Raw genomic sequence first — 24,588 nt, forward strand, 5'->3', positions numbered from 1 at the left:
CCCCGTCCGTCCGTCAGAAGACCCGGAACTCGCTCGACCGCAGCCAGAAGCCGTGCCCCGTCGCGTCGTTGCGGCACGCGACGCCCGCGGTCGACACCGCGCAGGAGAAGCCGTCGACCCGGGTGGACTCGCCGTAGCGCAGAACCGTGCCGGAACCGAGAGCCGACCAGCCCTCGAGGCAGCCCGGCTCTCCGACGCCCGCACCGACCGAGATGAGCCCGCCCCAGCGGCCCGCACACGCACCAGCGGGGTCCGTGCCGAAGTCGGCGTCCGCGATCTCGCACCGGGCGCCGCCCCCGCCGAGCCCGCACGCGATGTTGCCCGAGGGCAGCATGAACTGGCCCACCGAACGCGTCGCCGAGGCCCCGACGAGCAGGTCCTCCGGGACGCCGACCGCCAGCTTGTCGCGCGCGTCCGTCGCGTCGACGCTCGAGCGCGCCCCGCCGTTCGCGACGTACGCCGCGAGGGGACCCGTGACGTCATCCGGCAGGCCCAGCGCCGCGACGACCGCCGCCGCGTGCACCGAGCCGCAGCTCTCCGCGAACTTCTCGACCGGCCTGCCCATCGCGCCGTCGAGCACGCCGCGGCTGATCCACGTCCCCGGGTCGCCGAGTCCGGTGATCGCGGCCGCGACCGCCGTAGCGTCCGCCGTGACGTCCTCGCACGTGCTCGAGCCGAACACGCCCGTGACGGCCGCCGCAGCGAGCTCGAGCGCCGTCCCGGAAGCTCCCGTCGTCGCCTCGTCTGGCGCGGGGCGCCCAGCGCCTTCGTCGCGCGACACCGGCGTCACCGCAGGCGTCACGGGCGCTCCGCTCGCAGCCGCACCCGGGCCCGCAGCGCGGCTCTCACCGCCGAGCAGCATCGCTCCGGCCGCGATCGCGCACACGAGGACGACGAGCGCCGTCGCCGCCGCGACGATGACGACGAGCGGGCTTGCGCCGCGCAGGTCCCGCACCTCACTCATCGTCGTCGCCCCACGCCTCGCGCTCGGCCTCGTCGGCGGCGTCCCACGCCTCCGCGCGGGCCCGGGCGCCCTCGAGCGCCGCGGCCGCGGCCGCGCGCGTCGGATAGGGACCCATGAGGTGCTGGGCCGCGTGCTGGCGACCCTGCTCGACCTCACCCGTCGTGAGGTTGTAGAAGAACGCGACGTCGTCGTCGGGCACGTGCACGATCATGACCTCTTCGTCAGTGGCGCGCAGCGCCGTTGATCAGCGCCGGCGGTCGCCGGGCCGTGCCCCCTTGCGGGGCACAGGCTACTCCCTCGAAGCCCCTGCGTGTGCGCGACGTCACCGCGCGGGGCCGCGGGGCCGCACGGGCGTCGACCCACGTAGAATCGGCTGCATGACGACTTCCCGACGCTCCCGCAGCCCGCTCGAACCCGGGGCCGTCAGCCCTCGTCGGGCAGTCCCCGCGTCGATCGAGCGCCCCGAGTACGTCGGCCGGCCCGCGCCGCGCCCCTTCACGGGCTCCGAGATCAAGACTCCCGAGACGATCGAGCGCATCCGCGTCGCTGCGCGCCTCGCAGCCCAGGCCCTCGAGATCGCGGGCGCGGCCGTCGCGCCCGGCGTGACGACCGACGAGATCGACCGCATCGGTCACGAGTTCCTCTGCGACAACGGCGCCTACCCGTCGACTCTCGGCTACCGCGGCTACCCCAAGTCGCTGTGCACGTCCGTCAACGAGGTCATCTGCCACGGCATCCCCGACTCGACCGTGCTCGTCGAGGGCTACATCGTCAACATCGACGTCACCGCGTTCATCGGCGGCGTCCACGGCGACAACAACGCCACCTTCGCCGTCGGCGAGATCTCCGAGGACGACGCGCTGCTCGTCGAGCGCACGCGCGAGGCCATGATGCGCGGCATCAAGGCCGTCCGGCCGGGCCGCGAGGTCAACGTCATCGGACGCGTCATCGAGAAGTACGCCGCCCGCTTCGGCTACGGCGTCGTGCGGGACTTCACCGGCCACGGCGTCGGCGAGTCCTTCCACTCGGGACTCATCATCCCGCACTACGACTCGGCGCCCGCGTACGCGGACGTCATCGAGCCCGGCATGGTCTTCACGATCGAGCCGATGCTCACCCTCGGCACCCATGAATGGGTGCAGTGGGAGGACGGCTGGACCGTCCTCACGAAGGACGGCTCGCGCACGGCCCAGTTCGAGCACACCGTCCTCGTCACCGAGACCGGGACGGAGATCCTCACGCTGCCATGAGCCACCTCGACACCACCCCCAGAATCGCCTTCGGCATCGACATCGGCGGCTCGGGCATCAAGGGTGCCCCCGTCGACCTCGCGACCGGCGAGTTCACGGCCGACCGCCTGCGCATCCCCACGCCGGGCGTCTCGACGCCCGCCGCGGTCGCCGCCGTCGTGCGCGAGCTCGTCGACAGCTTCGACCTGCCCGCAGGTACACCCGTCGGCGTCGCCTTCCCAGGCCCCATCCACCACGGCCGCATCTCGTTCATCGCGAACCTCGACGAGTCGTGGACCGGTGTCCACCTCGCCGACGTGCTCTCCGACGCCCTCGGACGTCCCGTCCACGCGGCGAACGACGCGGACGCGGCCGGCTACGGCGAGGCCCTCTTCGGCGCGGCGCGCGACGCCCGGGGCACGATCATCGTCACGACGCTCGGCACCGGGATCGGCTCCGCGATCATCGTCGACGGCACGCTCGTGCCCAACACGGAGCTCGGCCACCTCGAGATCGACGGCTTCGACGCCGAGTCGCGTGCCGCCGAGTCCGCGCGCGAGCGCGAGGACCTCTCCTACCCGCAGTGGGCCGAGCGCCTCCAGCGCTACTACGAGACGCTCGAGATGCTCTTCTCCCCCGACCTGCTCGTCGTCGGCGGCGGCATCTCCAAGCACCACGAGCGGTTCCTGCCGCTCCTCGACCTCAAGGCGCCCATCGTCCCCGCACAGCTGCGCAACCGCGCCGGGATCGTCGGCGCGGCAGCGCTCGCCGGAGGCTCGCAGATCTAGCCACGCCTAGCTCGACGCACGTCTGAGGGCGGCCACCCGATCCGAGTGGCCGCCCTCAGACGTGCGACGGGCCGCGTCGATCGACGAGCGGCGTCAGCCGATGGTTGTGGACAGCTGCCGGAGGTCGTCAGCCGACAAGCGTCGTGAGCTCGGCCGCGCCGCGGCCCGGGGCCGCGAGCTCGAAGCGGTCGTCGAGGCCGATCATCGTAAGGACATCGACGACGACCTCCGACGGCTCGACGAGCCGCACCGCGAATCCCTCGTCAGCGCCGATCGCATGGATCTGCACGAGGAAGGCGACGCCCGACGAGTCGATGAACGTGACGTCGGCAGTCTCGATGTCGACCGGGAGGGCCGCGGTGACGACCGCTGCGAGCGCTGCGCTCGCCTCGTCGCGTCGTGCCCCGTCGATCTCCCCGTGCAGCACGACCCGCGAACGGTCGTCGTCGACGTGGACCTCGATGGTGCCGTGGTGCTCAACGTTGAACCCCGTGGATGTCATGGCCACCTCCTGCTCCGCCCTTGACACTGCCACACGATCACGACTCGAGCAAGAACGCGCCTTGACCGTTACATGACCCTCACGTGTCGGCGGGGCGATCCAGCACGGAGCGGCGGCGACGTGCGCACTCGCGACCGTCGCACGGTGGAAGACCGCCACCCGGCGAGCGACCCGTCGGGCACCGAGGATCGCACAGGCGACCGTGGCGAGCGTGGCGTGGCGGGAATGCCGTCGAGTGAACAGACGACGCTCGGGGGGTGATGCAGACGAGCCGGCCTGTACGCCGGGTTCTGTTCCTGCCGAGGTCGCCCTCGTGCAGGTGACGGCCATCCATCTAGGCCGTGCGTTGCCGCACGGCTCGAGCGACCTACCCGGATGCTCGGGCGAGCAGCCCTCGAACACATCCTGTCTGGTCTTGCTCCGGGTGGGGTTTACCTAGCCGCGCCGGTCACCCGGCACGCTGGTGGTCTCTTACACCACCGTTTCACCCTTACCCGTCCGAGGACGGGCGGTCTGTTCTCTGTGGCACTGTCCCGCGGGTCACCCCGGGTGGGCGTTACCCACCACCCTGCTCTATGGAGCCCGGACGTTCCTCGGGACGCCCGAAGGCGTCACGCGGCCGCCCGGCCGGCTCGTCTGCACCGCCTAGCCTACCGCGTCACCGGCGACACGGATCACGCCGGGTGCAGCACGTCCGCCGCACGGCGTCCGGCTAGGGTGGACGCCGTGATCGTCCTGCTGCCGCCCTCGGAGGGCAAGACCGCCCCGGCGGCCGGCTCCCCCGTCGACCTCGACTCCCTCACGCTCCCGGACCTCGCGCCCGAGCGTCGCAAGGTCCTCGAGGCGCTCGCGGCGGTCTCGGCCCTGCCCGACGCGCTCGACGTCCTCGGCGTCGGCGCGAGCCTCGCCGCGGAGGTCGGACGGAACACCGAGCTCGAGCTCGCGGCCGCCGCGCAGGCCGCGCACGTCTACTCGGGCGTCCTCTACGCGGCCGCGGACCTCGGCGGCGCGCTCGACGACGCCCGCGCTGCGGCCCGACTCGGCACGGTCCTCACGGTGTCGGCGCTCTGGGGCGTCGTCGCGCCCACCGACGTCATCCCCGCCTACAGGCTCTCGATGGGCACCGACCTGCCGGGCGTCGGCCCGCTCGCACGCTTCTGGCGCGAGCCGCTGCGCGTCCTCGACGAACGTGCCGCGGGCGACGTCGTCGTCGACTGCCGCTCCGCGTCCTACGCCGCCGCGTACAGGCCGCGCGGGGCCGAGCACGTCGCCGTCAAGGTGCTCCGCGAGCTCGACGGGCGTCGCTCCGTCGTCTCGCACAACGCCAAGCACACGCGCGGGCTGCTCACGGGGCACCTGCTGCGCCGTGCGGGCGAGCCCCCGACGACGGCCGCCGAGCTGCTCGACGCGGCGACCGAGATGGTCGGCGGCGAGCTGCGCGAGGCGACGCTCGTCCCCGGACGTGCGGGCGCGTCGACGCTCGAGCTCGTCGTCTGACGGCGACGCGAGGACGCCCGGCCTCAGGCCGGGACGACCCCGCTCGCGACGAGCTCCCCGACGCCGTCGGCCCACCGCCGTACGACGACGACGCCACCCGGCGGGATCCGGACGCGGCTGATCGACGACGCGGGCAGGGCGAGCGCCGACGCGACGACCGACCGCACGACGATCGTGTGCGCGACGAGCGCCACGGCACGTCCCTCGCGACCTGGCACGAGCCGCGCGAGAAGCGCGTCGACGCGTGCCGCGACGTCCGCAGGCGACTCCCCCTCGGGAGCCGCAAGCGTCCCCGTCGCGTGCCACTCCCGCACGGAGCCGGGCGCGAGCGCCTCGATCTGCTCGCCCGTGAGCCCGTCCCACGCTCCGAGGTCGGCCTCGCGCAGGTCCGGCTCGATCTGCACGTGCAGCCCGAGCCGACGCCCGAGCGCAGCTGCGGTCTCCTGCGTCCGGACCGTCGGCGAGGCAAGGATCTCGCTCACGCGGGGCAGGTCGCCCCAGCGGTCGCCGCCGACGCGCGCGACGAGGTCCGCGGCGCGGGCCGCGTCGATGCGACCGCCCGACGACAGCCCGGGTCCGGGCTGCGTGCCACCGGTCCAGAGCCCCGCCTCGGTCGCCTCGGTGCGCCCGTGGCGCACGACGACGAACGTCGCGGGCTCACCGCGCGACGCACCGCGCTGCATGCCGCCCGACGCCGCGTGCTGCGACGGAGCGGGCTCCGACGGGCTCACGGTCAGAACGCGTCCTCGCCGCGCACGAGGAGGCGGCCCGTGTCCTCGCAGTAGACGAGCTCGTCGGGGCCGAGAGCCTTGATGCGTGAGAGCTCGACGGGGCTCACGGGCATGCCCGACGCCTCCGAGCGGCCGTGCCGCAGCGCGGCGACCGCGATGCCGCCGAGGCGCGCGCGCAGCTTCTCGTAGTTTGCGACGAGGCCCGCGTCGAGCCCGTCGACAGCACCTGCGCGCTGCCCGGCGACGTCGCGCGACTGGCCGTCGAGCTCGGCGTACGCGGCGTCGCGCTCGGCGACGACCTCCTCCTGCGCGGCGACGAGCGCAGCGTGGGCCTGCTCGACCCCGGTCAGCGCGGTCTCGTGAGCCTCGAGGCGCTCCATGACGTCGATCTCGATCTCCTCGAGCACCTCCTGGCGCTTCGCGAGGGACTCGTTCTCGCTGAGGAGCGCGGTCGCGTCCTTCGCGGAGACCGCACCCGAGTCGAGGCGCTTCTGGTTGCGCTCGGCGCGCTCGCGCACCTGCGTGACGTCGTCCTCCGCCTTCGTCAGCTCGCGGCGCAGGTCCGCGACCGCTGTGCGCGACGCGACGAGCGACGCGTGGAGGTCGCCGAGCTGACCGTCGAGCTCCGCGAGGCGCGCGAGCGTCGGGTGGTGGGACCGCTTGTGCGCGATCTGGTCGAGACGCGTGTCGAGCGCCTGGACGTCGAGCAGCCGGGCCTGGTCCGCGGCGGGAGCGGTCGCCATGAGGTTCTCCTCGGGTCGGAGGGGTGGCGCGGGCCGGGAGGCCTGCGCCGCTGCGTGCTGGGGTCCACGCTATCGGCTCCGGCACGCACCACGGACCGCCACCCACCGCCACGCCAACTGCGCGGATTGACGGCTTCCCACCATCGGATGGTGGGAAGCCGTCGATCCGCGCGGGAGGGGGCGGGTGTCAGGGGAAGCCTGGTGAGGCGACGCGGGCCGTCCACGGGTCCGTGCGCTGCTCGCTCACGCGCACCTCGACGTCGTGGCCGCGCGCGGCGAGCTCGGCCGTGAGCCGCGCCGCGACGACGCGCAACCACGGCGACTCGCTCGCCCAGTGCGCCGTGTCGAGGACGAACGGGCGCCCGTCGCCCAGGCGCGCGCGCTCGCGCTGCTCGGAGACCGGGTGGTGCTTGAGGTCCGAGGAGACGTAGACGTCGGCCCCCGCCGCAGCCGCCTCCGCGAAGCGCGTGTCGTCCGAGCCGGGCAGCACCGCGATGGTCCGCACGAGAGCGTCGAGGTCTCCCGCGACGCGCACGCCCTGCGGCGTGGGCGGCAGGACGGCCGCCGCGTGGGCGGCAAGGTCGCGCAACGTGAGCGGGGCGGGCAGCTCCCCCATGCGGCCGGCGCCCGTGGCGCCCTCGGCGTCCGGCACGACGGGCCGCACGTCGCGCAGCCCGAGCAGCTCAGCGAGGGCCTCCGCGACGCCCGACTCCGCGACGTCCGCGTTGGTGTGCGACGCGAGCAGCGCGCAGCCGCCCCGCACGAGCCGGTGGACGATCGCGCCCTTGGGGTCGTCGGCCGTCACGGCGTGCACGCCACGCAGCAGCAGCGGGTGGTGCGTGAGCACGAGGTCCGCGTCCCACGCGAGCGCCTCGTCGACGACGGCCGCGACCGGGTCGAGCGCGACGAGGATCCGTCGCACCGGCTCCGCGGGATCGCCCGCGACGAGCCCGACGGCGTCCCAGCCCTCCGCCGTCGCCGGCGGGTACCAGGTGTGGACGAGGTCGACGACCTCGCCGAGCGTCGGCTGCGTCATCGTCAGTCCTTCCCCGCAGGGGCGCCCGTGCGCCCGCGGAAGTCGTCCATCGACCCGTAGACCTTGAAGATCTTGTCCGCGACGACGTCCCACGCGGCGAGCGGCAGCATCCCGCGGACCGTCTTGCCGAGGCCGACAGTCCACGGTGTGAGCCGCTGCGGGCGTCCCGCGAGCATCGCGCGCCACGCCCGGTCGACAGCGACCTCGGGCGTCATGAGAGGCGTGAGCAGCGGCCCCCTGGCGCCCTCGAACATGCCCGTCGAGATGTACGACGGGCAGAACGTCGTCACACGCACGTGGCCGTTGCCCGTGCGCTCGAGCTCGAGCCGCAGCGAGTCCGACCAGCCGAGCAGGGCCCACTTCGAGGCCGCGTACACGCTCATGCGCGGGTTCGAGAGGGTGGCCGCGGCCGACGCGACGTTGAGGATACGGCGCTCGACGCCGCCGGCGAGCATCGCCGGGAGGAGCGTGCGGGCGAGCACCATGGGGCCGATCGCGTTGATCGCCATCGTTCCGACGACGTCACGCTCGACGTCGTGCTCCCAGAACAGAGCGCCGCGTACGACGCCCGCGTTGTTGATGAGGACGTGGGGCGCCCCGTGCTCCGCGAGGTGCGCCTCCGCGGCCGCCGCGACGGCGGACGCGTCGCCCATGTCGACGACGGTCGTCGACACGCGCGCGCCGGGCGCCGACGCCGCGAGCTCCGCGGCCGTCGACGCGAGACGTTCCGCGTCGCGGTCCCACAGGTCGACGTGCGTCGCGCCCTCGCGCAGCGCACGCTCGGCGTACAGGCGGCCCATGCCGAGGGCGCCACCGGTGACGAGCACCGACGTGCCCGTGAGGTCGAGTCTCATGGCGCCATCCTCCCCCACGCGCGCCGGTACGGCGCACACGAGCACTCCGGCAACGGTCGCGTCGCGGGAACGACGACGCCCGGCCCGCCGCACCCGCGAGGGGCGCGCCGGACCGGGCGTCGGGGCGTAATCAGCCGAGGACGACCTCGACCTTGACGACCGAGCCGGCCGGGGCGGCCGGGATCGCCGTCGCCGGGTCGTGCGCGACACCGTCGACGGTGATCGAGGCGACGCCCGTGCTCACGTGGTTCGGGTTCGTCACGACGATCTCGTACGTCGCGTCGCGCCACTGGCGCGTCACCTCGAAGCCGTCCCAGTCCTTGGGGATCGACGGGGAGACGACGAGGCCGTCGAGCTCGAGGCGCACACCGAGGATGTACTTCGTCGCCGCCGTGTACATCCAGCCGGCCGTACCCGTGAGCCACGGGTTCTGCGCCTTGCCGAACCACTCGTGGTCGCGGCCGTAGATGAACTGGACGTACGCGTACGGCTCGGCGCCGCGGACCTCGATGTTCTCGTTCTGGTTGTACGGGAGGATCGCGTCGTAGAGCGCGACCGCCTCGTCACCGCGCCCGAGCATCGCCTCGGCGATGATCGGCCAGGCGTTCGGGTGGGAGAAGATCGCGGCGTTCTCCTTGATGCCCGGGTAGACGCGCGTGACGAAGCCGACCGTGTCGTCGACCTTCGTGAACGCGGGCCAGTTGAGGTGCGAACCGTACTCCGAGCCGAGGAGCTTGGTCACCGAGTCCATCGACGCGATGCCACGCTCCTGGGAGGTGATGCCGGCGATGACGGGCCACGCCTGGTGCTCGAGGAAGATCTTGCCCTCCTCGTTGTCCTTCGAGCCGATCTTCACGCCGTCGCGCGTGTAGCCGCGGATCCACCACTCGCCGTCCCACAGCTGGGTGTCGGCGACCTGAGCGATGCGGTCGCGCTCGGCCTCGAAGCGCTCGACGTCGGCCGTGCGGCCGAGCGGGCGGGCGATCTCGAGGAACGCGCCGATCGCCCACGCGTGGAGGAACGTCACGAGGGACGTCTCGCCGCCGCCGAGGTTGAGGCAGTCGTTCCAGTCGGCACGCAGGCCGAGGGCGACGCCGTTCGCGCCGATCTGCTGCGCGGAGAAGTCGAGCGCCGCGACGAGGTGCTCGTACACGGTGGCGTCGGGGCCATCCGCGAACGGGATGACGCGGTCGAGGAACGCGAGGTCACCCGTCTCCTTGACGTACTCGACGACCGACGGGACGAGCCACAGGTGGTCGTCCGAGCACGTGTCCTCGAGGCCGTGGATGAGGTCGGCCGCGTTGCCGCGCGGGACGATCGTCGGCGACGGGACGTCCGGAAGCGGCTCGGCGTCCGGGTTGAACGCCTCGGGGTCGAACAGGTGCAGGCCGTAGCCCGAGGACACCTGCGCGCGGAGCAGCTCGACGATGCGCTGGAGCGTCTTCGTCGGGTTGGAGTGGATGACGCTCATGACGTCCTGCGCCGTGTCGCGGTAGCCGAGCCCGGCACGACCGCCGACCTCGACGAACGACGCGAAGCGGGACCACTGCACGCACGTCTCCGCCTGGAGCAGCGTCCAGGAGTTGATCATGGTGTTCATGCCCTCGTGGGGCGTGCGGATCTGCAGCTTGTCCTGCTTGGCGCGCCAGAAGGCACGCAGGCGCGCGCGCTCGGCGTCGACGTTCGCGGGGATCGAGTACTTGGCCTTCATGGCGCGGCCGGCCGCGTCGCGCGAGCCGTAGCCGAGCATGAAGACGAGGCGCTTGGTCTCGCCCGGGGCGAGCGTCACCTTGTGGAGCAGGGCGCCGCAGTGGTTCTGCGTCGTCGCGCTCTGGTTGGTGCCCTCGCCGCGCTCGATGGCGATGGGGTTGGACTCGGAGCGGTACGGGCCGATAAAGCTGTCACGCAGCGAGTCGTACGAGCTGGGCTCCTCCGAGGACGCGAAGAAGTGGTGCGTCCACGGCTCGTAGTAGAAGTCGTACTCGATAATGCCGTCGTCGTACGACGAGCCCGAGGAGTACAGCGACATCTGGAGGTTCTGGTTGTCGATCGTGATCGTGTGGAACGAGAACTCCACGTACGAGCCGACGGTGAGCGTGCGCTCGACGTCGGACGTGTTCGTCACCGTCGTGTCCCAGATCTCGACGTCGTCGTCCACGGGGATGAAGATCGTCTGCGACGCGTCGATGCCCTTGTAGGACGCCTCGAACGTCGAGTAGCCCAGACCGTGGCGCGTCGTGTAGCGCGCCGCGCCCTCACCCTCGAGCGGCTTGCCGACGGGCTGCCACGAGACGGTCCAGAAGTCGCCGTCCGCGTCGTCGCGCAGGTAGACGTAGTGGCCGGGGCGGTCCAGCGGCACGCCGTTGGGGCGGAAGCGCGTGACGCGACCCTGCTGCGAGCTCTTGTAGTACGAGTAGCCGCCGCCGTTGTGCGAGAGCACCGTGCAGAGGTTCTTCGAACCGAGGTAGTTCGTCCAGGAGACGGGGACGTCGGGACGCTCGATCACGTACTCGTCGACAGCGGTGTCGAAGTGGCCGTACTTCATCGTGGGTGCTGGTCCTTCGTGAGGGGTGGTCTGTGGTCAGGGTGGGACGGGTGCCGGTCAGGCGGTGACGAAGCCCTTGAGCCAGTCCATGAGCTCGGTGGCCTTCTCGGGCGTGTCCGCCTCGACGAACATCCGCAGGACGGGCTCGGTCCCCGAGAACCGGAGCAGGGCCCAGTTGTCGTTCTCGAGGAGGATCTTGGTGCCGTCGGTGTGGTCGACCCCGACGACGGGGTACGGACCGACGTGCGTGAGGGGCGTCGCCGCGAGGCGACGCGGAACCGCGATCCGCATGTCGGGGGTCGCCGGGACGCCGGCCTCCGCGGTGTAGAGGCGGCCCGTGATCTCGTAGATCATCTCGCGCAGCTCGGAGATGCGCTTGCCCGTGCGGGCGAGCATCTCGGCGACGAGGGCGCACGCGAAGATGCCGTCCTTGCCGAGGATCCAGCCACGGATGGTGAGGCCGCCCGAGGACTCGCCGCCGAGGACGGCGCCGATCTTCTCCATGCCGGCGGTGACGTGCTTGAAGCCGACCTTGCACTCGGCGGACTCCTCGCCGAAGTGCGCGGCGAGGCGGTCGAGCAGGTGCGTCGTCGCGATGTTGCGCACGACGCCGCCCTTCTCCCCGCGGACCTCGTGGAGGTACCAGTAGAGGAGCAGCAGGAGGTCGTTCGTCGAGATGTACTCGCCGGTCTCGTCGACGATACCGATGCGGTCGGAGTCGCCGTCGGTCGCCATGCCGAGGTCGTAGCGACCGTCGCCGTTCCTGATCATCTGGATGAGCGCCGAGAGCCGCTCGAGGTCCGGGGCCGGGGCCACGCCGCCGAAGAGCGGGTTGTGCGACGCGTGGATGAACTCGGCGCGCACGCGCATGTCGGTGAGGATCGTGCCGAGCGTCAGCTGCGACGTCCCGTACATGGGGTCGACGACGACGCGCAGGCCCGAGCCCCGCACCGCGTCGACGTCGATGATCTTCTCGATCGCGTCGACGTAGGGCTCGGTGAGCGTCCGGTCGACGACGACGCCGGTCCGGCGGGCGAGCGCGAGGTCGAGGGTGATGACGTCGGCTGCGCGCAGCTCGTTGGCCTCGTCCTGGAAGCGGTCGGTCTCGTCGTCGAGCGGCAGCGAGCCGTCGGCGCGGAAGACCTTCATGCCGTTCCACTCGGGCGGGTTGTGCGAGCTCGTGATGATGATGCCGTAGGCGGCGCCGAGGTAGGGCGCGGCGAACGTCACGAGCGGCGTCGGGACGTCGTCGGGCAGGAGCGTCACGGGGATGTTGTTGCCCGCGAAGACCTCCGCGGCGGCCTCGGCGGACTCGCGCGAGAGGAAGCGGCGGTCGCCGCCGATGACGACGCCGAGGTGGTCGATGCCCTTGCGGGTGGCCTCGTTGGCGATCGCCTGGCAGAGCTTGCGGACGTTGCCGAGCGTGTAGCCCTCGCCGATGACGGCGCGCCAGCCGCCCGTGCCGAAGACGATGTGCGTGTCGGTGTTCTTGCGCGGCATGAAGAGGCGGCGCAGGACGATGTCGGCGGCGGTGTCGAGCTCGTCGCGGGAGTTGATGCCCTGGACCTCGTCGGTGTCGACGATCTTGTACGTGACGACCTTGGCGCCGTCGCCGATGAGGCGCCGGACGGCGACCGTGAGGCGGTGCTCGCCGGCGCCGGCGAGCGCGTCGACCTCGGCGAGGATCGTCGCGGGGGCGGCGGCGTACGCGCCGACGTTGATCTCGTGGGCGTCGCCCGTCGCGTCCGTGAGGTCGGAGCGCTCGATGATCGCGGTGATGTGTCCGGCCTCGTCGCGTGCGACGCGGCCGTAGGGCAGCGGCTGCTCGACGACGGCGGTGAGGAGCGCGAGATCGGCGCCGAGCAGGTCGTGGCGGTTGAGGAGGCCGCGCAGCGACTCGGGACGCAGGAGCGGGGTGTCGGCGTACGCGACGAGGAGCGCGGAGGTGTCGGCGGGGATCGCGTTCCGCGCACAGGTGAGCGCGTGGCCCGTGCCGAGCGGGGCGTCCTGCTCGACGTACGTGAGGTCGTCGCCGAGGAGCGCGCGGATCTCGGTGTCGCCCTCTGCGACGACGACGACGATGCGGTCGGCCGGGAGGACGGCGCGGACGTTGGCGAGCGCGAGCTGGACGACGGTCGCGTCACCGAGGGTGCTCGTGAGCAGGGCGCGGGACTCGGCGTCGGCCCCGGCGGCGAGGACGACCGCCGCGGCGGAGCCGGTCGGTGCCGCGTGCGGGGTGGGCTTGTGCATCGTGGGTCTCGCTTCCCGTGCTCGGCCGTCGGACATCGGGGATGTCGGCGACCATCGGCGACCGCGTTCCGGCCTTTGTTAGGAAGCCTAACAGTCTTTGTGGCCCTCGCACAGACCCCTGCCGCGACACGCGGCGACAAACTCTCGCCGACCGGTAGCGTTGACCCGCGAACCCTCCCCGAGCACGGACGGACTCCCCCATGACCAGCCCCCTGCGCATCGCGATCGTCGGCCACGGCAACCTCGGCCGCGGCGTCGAGGCCGCGCTCCTCAAGACCACCGACGCCGAGCTCGCCGGCATCTACACGCGCCGCGACCCCGCGACCGTCGCACCCCTCACCGCAGGCGCGATCGTCCGCCCGCTCGACGCGCTCGAGGGCGACGCCGACGACATCGACGTCGCGATCCTCTGCGGCGGCTCACGCAGCGACCTGCCCGAGCAGACGCCAGCGATCGCGCGCTTCCTGCCCGTCGTCGACTCCTTCGACACGCACGCGCGCATCCCCGAGCACTTTGAGCACGTCGACGCCGCCGCCCGTGCGGGCGGCAACGTCGCCCTCATCTCCGCAGGCTGGGACCCGGGCCTCTTCTCGATCAACCGCGTCTACGGCGAGGCGCTCCTGCCCGACGGCGACACGTACACGTTCTGGGGCCGAGGCCTCTCCCAGGGACACTCCGACGCGATCCGGCGCGTGCCGGGCGTCGCGGCCGGCATCCAGTACACCCACCCGGTCGCCGCGGCCGTCGACGCCGTCCGCTCGGGAGCCCGCCCCGAGCTCACGACACGCGAGAAGCACACGCGCGAGTGCTTCGTCGTCCTCGCCGAGGGCGCCGACGCCGACGCGGTGCGCGAGGCGATCGTCACGATGCCCGACTACTTCGCCGACTACGACACGACCGTGCGCTTCATCGACGCCGACGAGCTCGCGCGCGACCACGCCGGCATGCCCCACGGCGGCTTCGTCATCCGCGCGGCGGAAACCTCCGACGGCACCAACCAGGTCGTCGAGTACTCGCTGCGCCTCGACTCCAACCCCGAGCTCACCGCGAGCGTGCTCGTCGCCGCAGCACGCGCCGTCGCCCGCCTCCAGGCGCGCGGCGAGGCGGGCGCCATCACCCTGCTCGACGTGCCGCCCGCGCTGCTCTCGCCGCGCTCGGCCGCCGAGCTGCGGCGCGACCTGCTCTGAGGCTCGCACGGTTCTCGGACGCGAACGGCGACCCCTCGTGCGAGGGGCCGCCGTTCGTGTATCAGAGGTGGTCCGAGCGCCACGCCTACACCGTGGACGTCGTGCTCACCGGTCGGGTCGCGCTCGGCGCGAACGTCGTGCTCGGCTCAGCCGCGTACCTTGGCGAGCAGCTCGGGGTTCGAGGGCTCGACGAGGTGGGTGCCGTCGTCGAAGACGATGACGGGGATGTTCTGACGGCCCGCGATCTCGATCGCGCGGTCGCGCGCGGCCTCGTCGTGCTCGACGTCGACGTACGTGTACGCGACGCCCTCGCGGTCGAGAAGCGCCTTGGCGCGCGTGCAGTCGCCGCACCAGTCGGCGCCGTACATCGTGATGCTCCCGGACATCTTTCCTCCTCGGGTCGTCGTGCGCCCGTCCGCACGGACGGGCACCTCCTCCCACGGTACGGCGTCCCCGCGCGAGCGCAGGTGTGGCGCCTGACGCGGGCCCGACCGCGCTGGTGCGGCCCATCCGTGCCGGAGGGGCTCAGCCGTGCCGGTGGGGCTCGTGGGCGGCATGGTCGGCCGTCTCGATCTGGAACGTCGAGTGCTCGAGCGACACCGGGAAGTGCGTCGCGACACACTCGGCGAGCCGGTGGAGGATCTCCGGGGCGTGCCCCGTGCGGAAGCAGTCGTCGTCGACGACGACGTGCGCCGAGATGACCGGCAGCCCCGTCGCGACGGTCGACGCATGCAGGTCGTGGACGTCCACGACGTGGTCGACGCCAAGCATGTGCTCGCGGACGACGGCGAGGTCGAGGCCGCGCGGCGTCTGCTCGAGGAGGATCCCGCCCGCCTCGCGGAGGATCGTCACGGCGCGCGGCACGATGAGCGCGGCGATGAGCAGGCCTGCGAGGGCGTCGGCCTGGAGCCAGCCCGTCGTGCGGATGACGATCGCGGCGACGATGACACCGACGGAGCCGAGCGCGTCGTTGACGACCTCGAGGAACGCGGCACGCATGTTGAGGTTCGCGCCGCGGCCTGGGGCGAGGACCGCCATGGAGACGAGGTTGCCGACGAGGCCGACGACGCCGAAGACGAGCAGCTCGGTCGGGGCGATCTCGGGAGGCGCCCACAGCCGCTTGACGCCCTCGACCGCCGCGTAGACGCCGACGGCGAGGAGGACTGCCGCCTGCGCGAGCGCCGCGAGCACCTCGACGCGTCGGAAGCCCCAGGTGAGGCGTTCTGTCGGCGGGCGCGCCATGAGCGTCGCCGCGACGAGCGCGACCGCCAGACCGCCAGCGTCGGTGAGCATGTGGGCCGTGTCCGTGAGGAGTGCGAGGCTCCCTGTGAGGATCGCTCCGACAGCCTGCGCGACGAGGACCGTCGACGTGATCGCGAAGGCGATCGCCAGGCGGCGGCGGTGGCCCGACGCCGTCGGGTCGCCCGCGTGGCTGTGCGCGTGGTCGTGCGCCATCTCAGCCCTCCTCCGGCCGGACGAGGTGCGTGCACAGGCTCACGCGCGCACCGGTCGCCGCCAGGAGGTCCTCGGCCGCGCGCAGGAGCGCCGCGAGCGGCGGGGCGGCGGCGAGGCTGAGGACGGTCGAGCGACCCTCGGGCCTCGCGGCGACGAGCCCGCAGTCGCGCAGGCACGCGAGGTGCTTGCTCACGGTCGACTGGGCGAGCCCGAGGTGCTCGACGAGGTCGCGCACCCGGTGCTCGCCCGTCGCGAGGTGCTGGAGGATCGCGAGGCGCGTCGGGTCCGAGAGCGCGTCGAAGAGGTCGGCGTACGTCGCGGTGGCCGCGGCGTCGACGTCGGCCACGAGATGATTCATCGTCACAGAGCGATCCTATCGCTCTGTGACGATGAATGCTAGGGGCTACGCCCGCCCCCGCAGGACCCTGCGGCTCACAACCTTCGCCAGCTCGACGACGAGCAGCACGAGGACCGACACCCCGCCCGCGACCAGCCAGTGCCCACCCGTGATCGGCGCCGAGTCGAACCACGCGTGCATGAAGGGCGCATAGACGAAGACGGCCTGGAGCGCGAGCAGCGAACCCGCCGACACCCACAGCACACGGTTGCCCCGCAGCACCGCCGGCGTCAGGCTCGAACGGTCGAGGAACCGGCAGCTGAAGAGGTACGTGAGCTGCGCCAGGGCGAGCGTCGTCACCGCCGTCGTCCGCGCGACCGCGAGCGACTCCCCCGCCCGTTCGAGCCACATGAAGACACCGAGCGCGGCCGCTCCGATCGCGAGCGACGCGACGACGATCTTGCTGACCGCCGCGACATCGAGGATCCCGCCCTTCGAGCTGCGCGGCCGGCGCCTCATGATGCCCGGCTCCGCCTGCTCGTACGCGAGGGCGAGCGAGAGCGTCACCGCCGTGATCATGTTGACCCACAGCACCTGCACCGGCAGGAGCGGCATCGTGAGGCCCGCGAGCACCGCCACGATGACGACGAGCGACTGCGCGCCGTTGGTCGGCAGGAGGAAGAGCAGCGACTTGCGGATGTTGTCGTAGATCCGACGCCCCTCCTCGACCGCGCGCTCGATCGTCGCGAAGTTGTCGTCCGCGAGGACGATCTCGGCGGCGTCCTTCGTCACCTCGGTGCCCTTGATGCCCATCGCGATGCCGACGTCGGCCTGCGTGAGCGCGGGCGCGTCGTTGACGCCGTCGCCCGTCATCGCGACGACCTCGCCGTGCGCCTGCAGCGCCGCGACGATGCGGATCTTGTGCTCGGGGCTCGTGCGGGCGTAGACGTCGACGTCCCGCACGACCTTGCGCAGCTCCGTCGTCGTGAGCTCCTCGAGCTCGGCCCCCGTGAGGACGCGCGCACCCTCCTGCGCGATGCCCATCTCACGGGCGATGGCGAGCGCCGTGCCCGCGTGGTCGCCCGTGATCATCTTCACGCGGATCCCCGCAGCGTGGCACTCGGCGATCGCCTCGATCGCCTCGGGCCGCGGCGGGTCGACGATCCCGACGAGCCCGCACAGCTCGAGCCCGTCCGCGACGTCCTCCGCGACGACGGTCGTCGCGCCCGCGTCCGCGGGGCGACGCGCCGCAGCGAGGACTCTCAGCCCCTGCGCACCGAGCTCGTCGATGCGCTCGAGCCACCGGTCACGGTCGAGCGGTTCTCGGCCGCCGTCCGCCGACGTCTGCGTCGAGCAGCGCTCGAGAACGCGGTCGGGGGCGCCCTTGACGTGGATGACCGGGGCGTCGTCCCCGTGGCGGTCGAGCGTCGCCATGTACTTCGTCGCCGACTCGAAGGGCAGGACCGCGAGCCGCTCCCACTCCCCCGTGCCCGCGCCAGCCTTGATCCCGAGCACCGCGAGGGCGCCCTCGGTCGGCTCCCCGACGAGGCCCCACCGGCCGCTCTCGCCCTGCTCGACGCGTGCGTCGTTGCACAGCGACATGACGTCCGTGAGCGCGTCGAACGACGCGCGAGCACCGCGCACGACCTCGACACCGTCGATCGTCACGCGCCCCTCGGGCGCGTAGCCGAGTCCCTCGACGTCGACCGTGGCGTCCGCCGTGAGCACCGTGCGCGCCGTCATCTCGTTGCGCGTGAGCGTGCCCGTCTTGTCCGAGCAGATCGTCGTCACCGAGCCCAGCGTCTCGACCGCCGGCAGCTTGCGCGTGATCGCCCGGCGCCGCGCCATCTGCTGGACGCCCAGGGCGAGCGTGATCGTCACGAGCGCCGGCAGGCCCTCGGGGACCGCCGCGACCGCAAAGCCGATCGCCGCGGAGAGCAGCTCGTCGACGGGCTGGGAGTGCACGAGGCGCCCGACGAGCACCATGAACGCGCCGAGGCCGAGGATCGCGACCGCGATGACCTTGCCGAACGTGTCGAGCTGGCGTGTGAGCGGCGTCTTGACGTCCGTGACCTCGGACATCATCGTCTGGATACGCCCGATCTCGGTGTGCTGCCCCGTCGCGACGACGACGCCGGAGCCCTGCCCCGCCGCGACGAGCGTGCTCGAGAACATCATGCTCGTCCGGTCGCCGACCCCGGCCTCCGCGTCGACGGCCCGTTCGTGCTTCTCCGCCGGCACGGACTCTCCGGTGAGCGCCGACTCCTCGATGCGCAGGTTCGTCGCCTCGAGCACACGCACGTCCGCGGGCACACGGTCTCCCGCGCGCACCCGGACGACGTCGCCCGGGACGAGGTCGTCCGCGTCGACCTTCGACCACTGCCCGTCGCGCAGAGCCTCCGCGTGCGTCGAGAGCATCGAGCGGATCGACGCGAGCGCCGACTCCGCCTTTCCCTCCTGGACGAACCCGATGCCCGCGTTGACGATCGCGACCGCGAGGATCACCGCGAAGTCCACCCAGTCGCCGACGACGGCCTTGAGGACCGCCGCGACGAGGAGGACGTAGATGAGGACGTCGTCGAAGTGGACGAGGATCCGCTTCCACAACGGGTCGCGCTCGGGGGGCGGCAGACGGTTCGCACCGTGCTGCGCCAGGAGCCGCGCGGCCGCGTCGCCCGGGAGGCCGTCCGCTGTCGTGCCGAGCTCTGCGAGGACCTCGGCCGGTGATTGCGCCCACGGGACGCGCTCGGGACGGTCCTCGGTCTGGGGCGTCGCGGGCACGGCAGATGGGGCTGCATTCATGCGTTTCATCCTCTCCCGCCGGACGCCGACGCGCCACGGCCTTCGGTCCCCTCGACGTACACCGGCGCGTGCTTCGCTCCCGGCCAGTGGTGGGTCCCTTCCCACGGGTCGTCGGTCCCGACGTGCCACACCTCACGTCGACGTACCCTTCAGGGGTGAAGATCCTCTCGATCCAGTCCTCGGTCGCATACGGCCACGTCGGCAACTCCGCGGCAGTGTTCCCGCTGCAGCGCATCGGCGTCGAGGTCATGCCGGTCCACACCGTGAACTTCTCCAACCACACGGGCTACGGCGCGTGGCGCGGACCGCTCATCGCCCCCGAGGACGTCCGCGAGGTCGTCACGGGCGTCGAGGAGCGCGGCGCGTTCGCCGACACGGACGCGGTCCTCTCCGGCTACCAGGGCGGCGAGGGCATCGCCGACGTCATCCTCGACGCCGTCGCCCGCGTCAAGGCCGCGAACCCGGCCGCGCTCTACGCGTGCGACCCCGTCATGGGCAACGCCAAGAGCGGCTGCTTCGTGGCGCCCGCGATCCCCGTCCTCCTGCGCGACCGCGTCGTGCCCGCGGCGGACATCATCACGCCCAACCAGTTCGAGCTCGGCTTCCTCACGGGCACCGAGCCCGACACGCTCGAGTCGACCCTGGCGTCGGCGGACCTCGCCCGCGCGATGGGCCCGTCGGTCGTCCTCGTGACGAGCGTCGAGCGCCCCGACCGCGAGCCCGGCACGATCGAGATGCTCGCCGTGACGCCCGAGGGCGCGTGGATCGTCACGACCCCGCACCTGCCGTTCAAGGCCAACGGCTCGGGCGACGTCACCGCCGCGCTCTTCACCGCGCACTACGTGCGCACCCGCGACGCGGCCGACGCGCTAGCGCGCACGACGTCGTCGGTGTTCGACCTCCTGCGCACGACGCACGAGTCCGGTCGCCGTGAGCTCGAGCTCGTCGCGGCGCAGGAGTTCTACGCGCACCCGCAGCTGCAGTTCGAGGTGCGCCAGGTGCGCTGACCGCGCGCTCCCGACGAACTGTGGGGGCTCCTGCACACGATCCGTGTGCAGGAGCCCCCACAGTCGTCCCGGGACTCAGGCGAGAGCCTCCGCGAGCAGCTCGATGCTGCGCACGCGCGCCCTAAGCTCCGGCACCTGGTGCGCGACGATGATCTCGTCGGCGCCCGTCCGCTCGAGGAGCTCGCCGACGTAGCCGCGGACGTCGGCGACCTTGCCGACGGCGCTCACGGACATCATGTGCCGCACACGCTCGCCGTGGGAGCCGTCGAGGATCGTCTCGACGTCAACGTCCGAGAGCTCGGCACCCGGCCGCAGCACGAAGCGCCGCACGCGCTCGCGCAGCACGGCGCGGAACGTGTGCGCCGCCTCGGCAGCGTCGTCGGACGCGACGACGTTCGCCGCGACGATCGCGTACGGCTCGGGGCAGGCCGCCGACGGGCGGAAGCTGCGCCGGTAGGTGGCGAGCGCCACGTCGAGGGCGTCGGGCGCGAAGTGCGACGCGAACGCGTACGGCAGCCCGAGCCGGGCCGCCAGGTTCGCACCGAACAGCGACGAGCCGAGGATGTAGAGCGGCACCTTCGTGCCGCGGCCCGGATACGCGTTGACGGCCTCGGTCGGAAGACCGTCGCCGAGGTAGGAGGCGAGCTCGACGACGTCCGTCGGGAAGCGCTCGGAGTCCTCGGGCCTGCGCCGCAGCGCGGCGAGCATCGCGAGGTCGCCGCCCGGCGCACGCCCGAGGCCCAGGTCGATGCGACCCGGGTGGAGCTCGGCGAGCGTCCCGAACTGCTCGGCGATCGCGAGCGGCGAGTGGTTGGGCAACATGACGCCGCCCGCCCCGAGGCGGATCGACGAGGTGTGCGCGGCGACGTGCCCGACGAGCACGGCCGTCGCCGACGAGGCGACCGCCTGCATGTTGTGGTGCTCGGCGTACCAGACCCGGTGGTAACCGGCCGCCTCGGCGGCGCGCGCCGCCGGGACGACCTCGGCGAGGGCCTCACGCACCGTGCGGCCGGGCGCCGACGTGGCGAGGTCGAGCATCGAGAAGCGCGTCATGCGAGGTCAACACCCTCGCTGCCCGCGGTGTTCCGCGCGCCGTCCGCGCCCTTGCGCGGGCGTCGCGCGTCGAAGTCGTCGTCCGTGAGCTCCCGCACGACACGCGCCGGGTTGCCCACCGCCAGGACGCCGGCCGGCAAGTCCCGCGTGACGACCGAGCCCGCCCCGACGACCGTATCGCGGCCGATCGTCACGCCCGGGCACACGATGACCCCGCCGCCGAGCCACACGTTGTCCTCGATCGTGATGGGCAGCGCACCCTCGAGCTTGTCCCGGCGCGGCGTCGGCTGCAGCGGGTGGACCGGCGTGAGCAGCTGGACGTTCGGCCCGACGAGCACGTCGTCACCGAGCCAGATCGGCGCGACATCGAGCGCGACAAGGTTGTAGTTGACGAACGTCCTCGCACCGAGATGGATGTTGAAGCCGAGATCGACGACGAAGGGCGGCCTGATGTGCGACTCCTCGCCGAGCGAGCCGAGCACGCCCGCCAGCACGTCGCGGGCCGCGGCCGGGTCGGTGCGGCTCAGCTCGGTGTACCGGTGGATCCCGTCGGCGGCCCGCGCGACCGCCTCACCGATCCGCGGGTCGTCGGCGACGTAGAAGTCGCCGTCGACCATACGCTGGTAGTTGCTCCGGTCGTCGCCCGCGAAGTAGTCCATCGCACGACGGTAGCGGTTCCGCAGGCGCCGTCGTGACAACGGCCCCGCCTGTCCCGACGACACCTCGACCACTGACGGAGGCACGCATGGACCAGCAACGGATCGACGCCGAGATCGACGCGGCACGCGAGCTGCTCGCCACAGTGACGTCCGGGCACCTCTCCTACGTCGCCGCTGACGGAACGCCGCGGGTCGTGCCCGTCGGCGTGTGGTGGACGGGCACGGAGATCGTCGTCGCGACGGGCGAGCACGCACCGAAGGTCGCGGCGCTGCGCGCCGCACCCGCCGTCGCGCTCGCGCTCGAAGGCGTCGGGGCCGACGGCGTGCCCGCGCAGGCGCGCGCGCTCAGCCTGCGCGGCCTCGCCGAGGTGACCGTCGTCGACGGCGTCGAGCCCGAGTACCTCGAGGCAGCGCGCCGGAGCATGCCGCCCGAGGCGGCCGCCGCGTTCGAGGCCGAGTGCCGCGCGACCTACCCGCGCATGGCCCGGATCGCCGTCAGGCCAACGTGGGCGCGCTACTTCGACTTCGGCACCGGACGGGTGCCGAAGTTCCTCGGCGATCTGCTCGCGCGTCGCGCTGCGGCTGAACGATCTTGAGGTACCTGCATCCGGCCGGATGACCGGCGCTCCGAGCATCCGCACGGGTGGCCGCTATGGCGGACTGACGGGTGCGGCGCCGGTGCCGAAACCGAGGGACGTTGAGATACTGAGGGAGATGAACACCTGGCCCGCTGCTGAACCCCTCGAAACTACGCGCGCACGTCTGGAGCCGTTGACGGTTGGGCATGCTCCGGAGATGGTCGGAGTTCTTGCCGACCCTGCCGCATATGAGTACATCGGTGGTGGCGCCCCGTCTTCTGCACAGCTGGCGGAGCGTTACGCGAGGCAGGTCCTCGGCTGCTCCGCCGACGGTCAGCAGGGTTGGCTGAACTGGATCATTCGCCGACGTGACTCCGGCGAGCCGATCGGATTCACCCAGGCGACCGTGACGCGCGAGAACGAGGCGCTCGTCGCCGAGGTCGCGTGGTTCGTGTCGCCACGACATCAGCGCGAGGGGCTCGCCACAGAGGCCGCGAGCAAGATGTGCGACTGGTTGCGGTCACAGGGTGCTGGGCTCCTTGTTGCGTGGATCAGTTCTGCGAACCAGCCCTCTGTCGGTGTAGCGCGTCGCTTGGGCATGCACGTCACCGACGTGATGGTGGACGGGGAAGAGCGCTGGGAATCGTAGCCGGCACAGCAGCGGTCGGTCCACGCCCTAGCTCTCAGAGCTCGAACCAGTCATCGAGTCAGCGGGCGCACCTTGTGGCGTCTCGCCGCTCGCGGGTCTACCGGATCCATGCGTCGCGTCGCTTCCGCGAGTGACAACACCGCGACGGGAACTCGCTTCAGGCTGCGCTGACCCATCGAGGCGGCTGCTCGACCTCACCCTTCTCCACGAGGCCCGACGTCACCGATGACGCACGGCGACGCCCCGGCTCGCCGCATCGTTCGCCACCCTCACCCGCAAAGCCCACGAGAGAGCCCGTGACGAGGGCACCGGTGCGGAGCGCGCACACGACGCGCCCTCGCAGGTCGCGTGTCACTGCACGAGACTCTGGGTGGGCCCGGAGGGACTCGAACCCCCGACGTCCACGGTGTAAGCGTGGCGCTCTAACCAGCTGAGCTACAGGCCCTTGAAGCGGTCACACGATACCCGCTCCTCATGCACGCGCCACCGAGGCTCCCGCATCCTGAACGCGCAACGCCGGACACCCCGCAAGGTGCCCGGCGTCGCGACGCAGAAGGCTCAGACGAGCGTGAGCGCCTGGTGGTACCCCGAGAAGGCGCGCTTCTCGCCGGGAGCGTTGACGATGCTCCAGCGGATGACACCGTCCTCGTCGACGAGGAAGCTGCCGCGGATCGCGAGGCCCCGGTTCTCGTCGAGCACGCCGTAGGCGCGCGCGACGTCGCCGTGCGGCCAGAAGTCGCTCAGCAGGTCGAAGTCGTACCCCTCCTGCTCGGACCACGCGCGCAGCGAGTAGACGGGGTCGCACGAGATCGCGAGAACGCGGACGCCCGCGGTCTCGAAGTCCTCGAGGTTGTCCCGGATCTCGCACATCTCGCCTGTGCAGATGCCCGAGAACGCGAAGGGGAAGAACACGACGAGCACGGGCGCGCCGCGCAGGTCGGACAGCGTCACGGGCGTGCCGTGGACGTCCTGGAGCGTGAAGTCGGGGGCCGGCTCGCCGACCTGCGGGACGCCGGCCACGTCAGCGGCCCCGGCCACGCGTGCCGAGCTTCGTCGCCGACCAGTCGTCGGCGAGCGAGAACGTGCTCGTCGCGTGGAGGCCCGCGGTCGTCGAGGCCTCCTGGATGTCGTTGTGGCCCACATGCCCACGGCGGCCCGGCTTGGGCGTCAGCACCCAGATGGGGGCGCCGTCGTCGAGCACGGTCTGGACGTCGACGAGCGTGTCCGTGAGGTCGTCGCCCTCACCGTCGCGGAACCAGACGATCGCTCCGTCGACGACGTCGTCGAAGTCCTCGTCCGCAAGGTCCGACCCCGTGAGGTCGGCGATCGCGTCGCGCACCCCGTGGTCGACGTCGTCGGCGTACCCGAACTCCTGGACGAGGTCCCCGTCCTCGAAGCCCAGCCTCTCCACCCCTGCCGCATCTGCTGCGCTGCCGGGGTCCTTCGTCGTCGCCACCTGGGACCGTCCTCTCTCGCACTCCGCCGACGACGGAGGCCGCCCGCGGCTCCGTCGCCGTGGCCCCGGACGGGGCCCACCTGCTCAACCTAGTCCACGCTCGCACCGTCCGTCCCGGTGTCCGCCCTGCGACGCGCCCTCATCCAGGACCCGGGCGAACCGTAGAGTGTCATGGACGTCACGCCCGTTGGAGGCCCCGTGGGTGTGACTTTGCCGCGCTGTGGTGAACACAATGGAGCGGCACCACCCGACGCGGGCTGCGGCAC

24 protein-coding genes, 1 tRNA gene and 1 other RNA gene are annotated in these 24,588 nt (G+C 72.1%); 7 read left to right on the top strand and 19 right to left on the bottom strand.

Going from position 1 to position 24,588, the window contains the following annotated elements; translation table 11 throughout:
* Positions 1-13: 13 nt before the first annotated feature.
* A complete protein-coding gene (locus tag G7063_RS08940; RefSeq protein ID WP_166414090.1) occupies positions 14-964 on the bottom strand; it encodes a hypothetical protein in 951 nt (316 codons plus the stop codon).
* On the bottom strand, positions 957-1,175 hold the full coding sequence (locus tag G7063_RS08945) for an SPOR domain-containing protein (protein WP_166414091.1): 219 nt from the start codon (positions 1,173-1,175) through the stop codon (positions 957-959). The genes G7063_RS08940 and G7063_RS08945 overlap by 8 nt, the downstream gene beginning before the upstream one ends.
* Before the next feature lie 166 nt (positions 1,176-1,341).
* Between G7063_RS08945 and map the strand changes: the two genes are divergently transcribed.
* Positions 1,342-2,214 (top strand): type I methionyl aminopeptidase, encoded by an 873-nt coding sequence (gene map / locus G7063_RS08950; RefSeq protein ID WP_166414092.1) that lies wholly within the window; start codon positions 1,342-1,344, stop codon positions 2,212-2,214.
* A complete protein-coding gene (gene ppgK, locus G7063_RS08955; RefSeq protein WP_166414093.1) occupies positions 2,211-2,981 on the top strand; it encodes a polyphosphate--glucose phosphotransferase in 771 nt (256 codons plus the stop codon). Before map ends, ppgK begins: the two co-directional genes overlap by 4 nt.
* A gap of 127 nt (positions 2,982-3,108) precedes the next feature.
* On the opposite strand, the gene G7063_RS08960 is transcribed toward ppgK, so the two are convergent.
* Together G7063_RS08960 and rnpB are read right to left on the bottom strand one after the other, a co-directional pair.
* On the bottom strand, positions 3,109-3,483 hold the full coding sequence (locus G7063_RS08960) for an STAS domain-containing protein (protein ID WP_166414094.1): 375 nt from the start codon (positions 3,481-3,483) through the stop codon (positions 3,109-3,111).
* 263 nt (positions 3,484-3,746) lie between these two features.
* An RNA gene (rnpB, locus tag G7063_RS08965) (RNase P RNA component class A) lies at positions 3,747-4,118 on the bottom strand.
* Positions 4,119-4,209: 91 nt separating this feature from the next.
* On the opposite strand from rnpB, the gene G7063_RS08970 reads away from it, so the two are divergent.
* Complete coding sequence (locus G7063_RS08970; RefSeq protein WP_166414095.1) at positions 4,210-4,980, top strand: YaaA family protein; 771 nt, start codon at positions 4,210-4,212, stop codon at positions 4,978-4,980.
* 23 nt (positions 4,981-5,003) lie between these two features.
* Here the strand turns inward: G7063_RS08970 and G7063_RS08975 are convergent, their stop codons facing one another.
* The 6 genes from G7063_RS08975 to G7063_RS09000 all read right to left on the bottom strand — a co-directional run bounded on the left by G7063_RS08975 (position 5,004) and on the right by G7063_RS09000 (position 13,139).
* Positions 5,004-5,711, bottom strand: coding sequence for a histidine phosphatase family protein (locus G7063_RS08975; protein WP_240916016.1), 708 nt, complete (start codon positions 5,709-5,711; stop codon positions 5,004-5,006).
* 2 nt (positions 5,712-5,713) lie between these two features.
* Positions 5,714-6,454 (bottom strand): zinc ribbon domain-containing protein, encoded by a 741-nt coding sequence (locus G7063_RS08980; protein WP_166414096.1) that lies wholly within the window; start codon positions 6,452-6,454, stop codon positions 5,714-5,716.
* Between the two features lie 187 nt (positions 6,455-6,641).
* Positions 6,642-7,490, bottom strand: a complete 849-nt coding sequence (locus tag G7063_RS08985; protein WP_166414097.1) for a Nif3-like dinuclear metal center hexameric protein — start codon at positions 7,488-7,490, stop codon at positions 6,642-6,644.
* A gap of 2 nt (positions 7,491-7,492) precedes the next feature.
* Positions 7,493-8,344 (bottom strand): SDR family oxidoreductase, encoded by an 852-nt coding sequence (locus tag G7063_RS08990; RefSeq protein WP_166414098.1) that lies wholly within the window; start codon positions 8,342-8,344, stop codon positions 7,493-7,495.
* 130 nt (positions 8,345-8,474) lie between these two features.
* The gene (locus tag G7063_RS08995; protein ID WP_166414099.1) at positions 8,475-10,889 is read right to left on the bottom strand and encodes a GH36-type glycosyl hydrolase domain-containing protein; all 2,415 of its coding nucleotides are present in this window, start codon (positions 10,887-10,889) and stop codon (positions 8,475-8,477) included.
* 57 nt (positions 10,890-10,946) lie between these two features.
* Positions 10,947-13,139: an NTP transferase domain-containing protein gene (locus G7063_RS09000; RefSeq protein WP_166414100.1), complete on the bottom strand. Its 2,193-nt coding sequence runs from the start codon at positions 13,137-13,139 to the stop codon at positions 10,947-10,949.
* A 200-nt stretch (positions 13,140-13,339) separates the two neighbouring features.
* Here G7063_RS09000 and G7063_RS09005 point away from each other — a divergent pair, with 200 nt between their 5' ends.
* A complete protein-coding gene (locus G7063_RS09005) occupies positions 13,340-14,326 on the top strand; it encodes a diaminopimelate dehydrogenase (protein WP_166414101.1) in 987 nt (328 codons plus the stop codon).
* Between the two features lie 146 nt (positions 14,327-14,472).
* Here the strand turns inward: G7063_RS09005 and G7063_RS09010 are convergent, their stop codons facing one another.
* From G7063_RS09010 to G7063_RS09025, 4 genes are all read right to left on the bottom strand, one after another.
* The gene (locus tag G7063_RS09010) at positions 14,473-14,712 is read right to left on the bottom strand and encodes a glutaredoxin domain-containing protein (RefSeq protein ID WP_166414102.1); all 240 of its coding nucleotides are present in this window, start codon (positions 14,710-14,712) and stop codon (positions 14,473-14,475) included.
* Positions 14,713-14,851: 139 nt separating this feature from the next.
* Complete coding sequence (locus G7063_RS09015) at positions 14,852-15,781, bottom strand: cation diffusion facilitator family transporter (protein WP_166414103.1); 930 nt, start codon at positions 15,779-15,781, stop codon at positions 14,852-14,854.
* A gap of 1 nt (position 15,782) precedes the next feature.
* Complete coding sequence (locus G7063_RS09020) at positions 15,783-16,139, bottom strand: helix-turn-helix transcriptional regulator (RefSeq protein ID WP_166415287.1); 357 nt, start codon at positions 16,137-16,139, stop codon at positions 15,783-15,785.
* Between the two features lie 45 nt (positions 16,140-16,184).
* Entirely contained in the window at positions 16,185-18,920 is a 2,736-nt protein-coding gene (locus tag G7063_RS09025; protein WP_166414104.1) for an HAD-IC family P-type ATPase, read from the bottom strand.
* A gap of 155 nt (positions 18,921-19,075) precedes the next feature.
* Between G7063_RS09025 and pdxY the strand changes: the two genes are divergently transcribed.
* Entirely contained in the window at positions 19,076-19,927 is an 852-nt protein-coding gene (gene pdxY, locus G7063_RS09030) for a pyridoxal kinase PdxY (RefSeq protein ID WP_166414105.1), read from the top strand.
* Between the two features lie 75 nt (positions 19,928-20,002).
* Here the strand turns inward: pdxY and G7063_RS09035 are convergent, their stop codons facing one another.
* Positions 20,003-20,980 carry an LLM class flavin-dependent oxidoreductase gene (locus G7063_RS09035; protein WP_166414106.1) on the bottom strand — a complete coding sequence of 326 codons (978 nt, stop codon included), beginning with the start codon at positions 20,978-20,980 and terminating at the stop codon, positions 20,003-20,005.
* Positions 20,977-21,639, bottom strand: a complete 663-nt coding sequence (locus G7063_RS09040) for a sugar O-acetyltransferase (RefSeq protein WP_166414107.1) — start codon at positions 21,637-21,639, stop codon at positions 20,977-20,979. Before G7063_RS09040 ends, G7063_RS09035 begins: the two co-directional genes overlap by 4 nt.
* An 86-nt stretch (positions 21,640-21,725) precedes the next feature.
* On the opposite strand from G7063_RS09040, the gene G7063_RS09045 reads away from it, so the two are divergent.
* The gene (locus G7063_RS09045; protein WP_166414108.1) at positions 21,726-22,235 is read left to right on the top strand and encodes a pyridoxamine 5'-phosphate oxidase family protein; all 510 of its coding nucleotides are present in this window, start codon (positions 21,726-21,728) and stop codon (positions 22,233-22,235) included.
* Positions 22,236-22,353: 118 nt separating this feature from the next.
* Positions 22,354-22,866 (top strand): GNAT family N-acetyltransferase, encoded by a 513-nt coding sequence (locus G7063_RS09050; protein ID WP_166414109.1) that lies wholly within the window; start codon positions 22,354-22,356, stop codon positions 22,864-22,866.
* A gap of 371 nt (positions 22,867-23,237) precedes the next feature.
* Here G7063_RS09050 and G7063_RS09055 read toward each other — a convergent pair.
* From G7063_RS09055 to G7063_RS09065, 3 genes are all read right to left on the bottom strand, one after another.
* Positions 23,238-23,311 (bottom strand) — tRNA-Val (locus G7063_RS09055).
* Between the two features lie 113 nt (positions 23,312-23,424).
* Positions 23,425-23,904, bottom strand: coding sequence for a peroxiredoxin (locus G7063_RS09060; protein WP_166412509.1), 480 nt, complete (start codon positions 23,902-23,904; stop codon positions 23,425-23,427).
* Positions 23,888-24,322 (bottom strand): DUF3052 domain-containing protein, encoded by a 435-nt coding sequence (locus G7063_RS09065; RefSeq protein ID WP_166414110.1) that lies wholly within the window; start codon positions 24,320-24,322, stop codon positions 23,888-23,890. The genes G7063_RS09060 and G7063_RS09065 overlap by 17 nt, the downstream gene beginning before the upstream one ends.
* Between the last annotated feature and the right edge of the window lie 266 nt (positions 24,323-24,588).

It is taken from the genome of Sanguibacter sp. HDW7 (genome assembly GCF_011300875.1).
Classification (GTDB): Bacteria; Actinomycetota; Actinomycetes; order Actinomycetales; family Cellulomonadaceae; genus Flavimobilis.

Coding starts and splice junctions, on each gene's coding strand:
- G7063_RS09010 (WP_166414102.1), bottom strand. CDS start 14,712: ATGTCCGGGAGCATCACGATGTACGGCGCCGACTGGTGCGGCGACTGC.
- G7063_RS09015 (WP_166414103.1), bottom strand. CDS start 15,781: ATGGCGCACGACCACGCGCACAGCCACGCGGGCGACCCGACGGCGTCG.
- G7063_RS09045 (WP_166414108.1), top strand. CDS start 21,726: ATGGACCAGCAACGGATCGACGCCGAGATCGACGCGGCACGCGAGCTG.
- G7063_RS08940 (WP_166414090.1), bottom strand. CDS start 964: ATGAGTGAGGTGCGGGACCTGCGCGGCGCAAGCCCGCTCGTCGTCATC.
- G7063_RS08995 (WP_166414099.1), bottom strand. CDS start 10,889: ATGAAGTACGGCCACTTCGACACCGCTGTCGACGAGTACGTGATCGAG.
- G7063_RS08985 (WP_166414097.1), bottom strand. CDS start 7,490: ATGACGCAGCCGACGCTCGGCGAGGTCGTCGACCTCGTCCACACCTGG.
- G7063_RS08990 (WP_166414098.1), bottom strand. CDS start 8,344: ATGAGACTCGACCTCACGGGCACGTCGGTGCTCGTCACCGGTGGCGCC.
- G7063_RS09000 (WP_166414100.1), bottom strand. CDS start 13,139: ATGCACAAGCCCACCCCGCACGCGGCACCGACCGGCTCCGCCGCGGCG.
- G7063_RS09050 (WP_166414109.1), top strand. CDS start 22,354: ATGAACACCTGGCCCGCTGCTGAACCCCTCGAAACTACGCGCGCACGT.
- G7063_RS09025 (WP_166414104.1), bottom strand. CDS start 18,920: ATGAATGCAGCCCCATCTGCCGTGCCCGCGACGCCCCAGACCGAGGAC.
- ppgK (WP_166414093.1), top strand. CDS start 2,211: ATGAGCCACCTCGACACCACCCCCAGAATCGCCTTCGGCATCGACATC.
- G7063_RS08960 (WP_166414094.1), bottom strand. CDS start 3,483: ATGACATCCACGGGGTTCAACGTTGAGCACCACGGCACCATCGAGGTC.
- G7063_RS09035 (WP_166414106.1), bottom strand. CDS start 20,980: ATGACGCGCTTCTCGATGCTCGACCTCGCCACGTCGGCGCCCGGCCGC.
- G7063_RS08980 (WP_166414096.1), bottom strand. CDS start 6,454: ATGGCGACCGCTCCCGCCGCGGACCAGGCCCGGCTGCTCGACGTCCAG.
- map (WP_166414092.1), top strand. CDS start 1,342: ATGACGACTTCCCGACGCTCCCGCAGCCCGCTCGAACCCGGGGCCGTC.
- G7063_RS09005 (WP_166414101.1), top strand. CDS start 13,340: ATGACCAGCCCCCTGCGCATCGCGATCGTCGGCCACGGCAACCTCGGC.
- G7063_RS08945 (WP_166414091.1), bottom strand. CDS start 1,175: ATGATCGTGCACGTGCCCGACGACGACGTCGCGTTCTTCTACAACCTC.
- G7063_RS09020 (WP_166415287.1), bottom strand. CDS start 16,139: ATGAATCATCTCGTGGCCGACGTCGACGCCGCGGCCACCGCGACGTAC.
- G7063_RS09040 (WP_166414107.1), bottom strand. CDS start 21,639: ATGGACTACTTCGCGGGCGACGACCGGAGCAACTACCAGCGTATGGTC.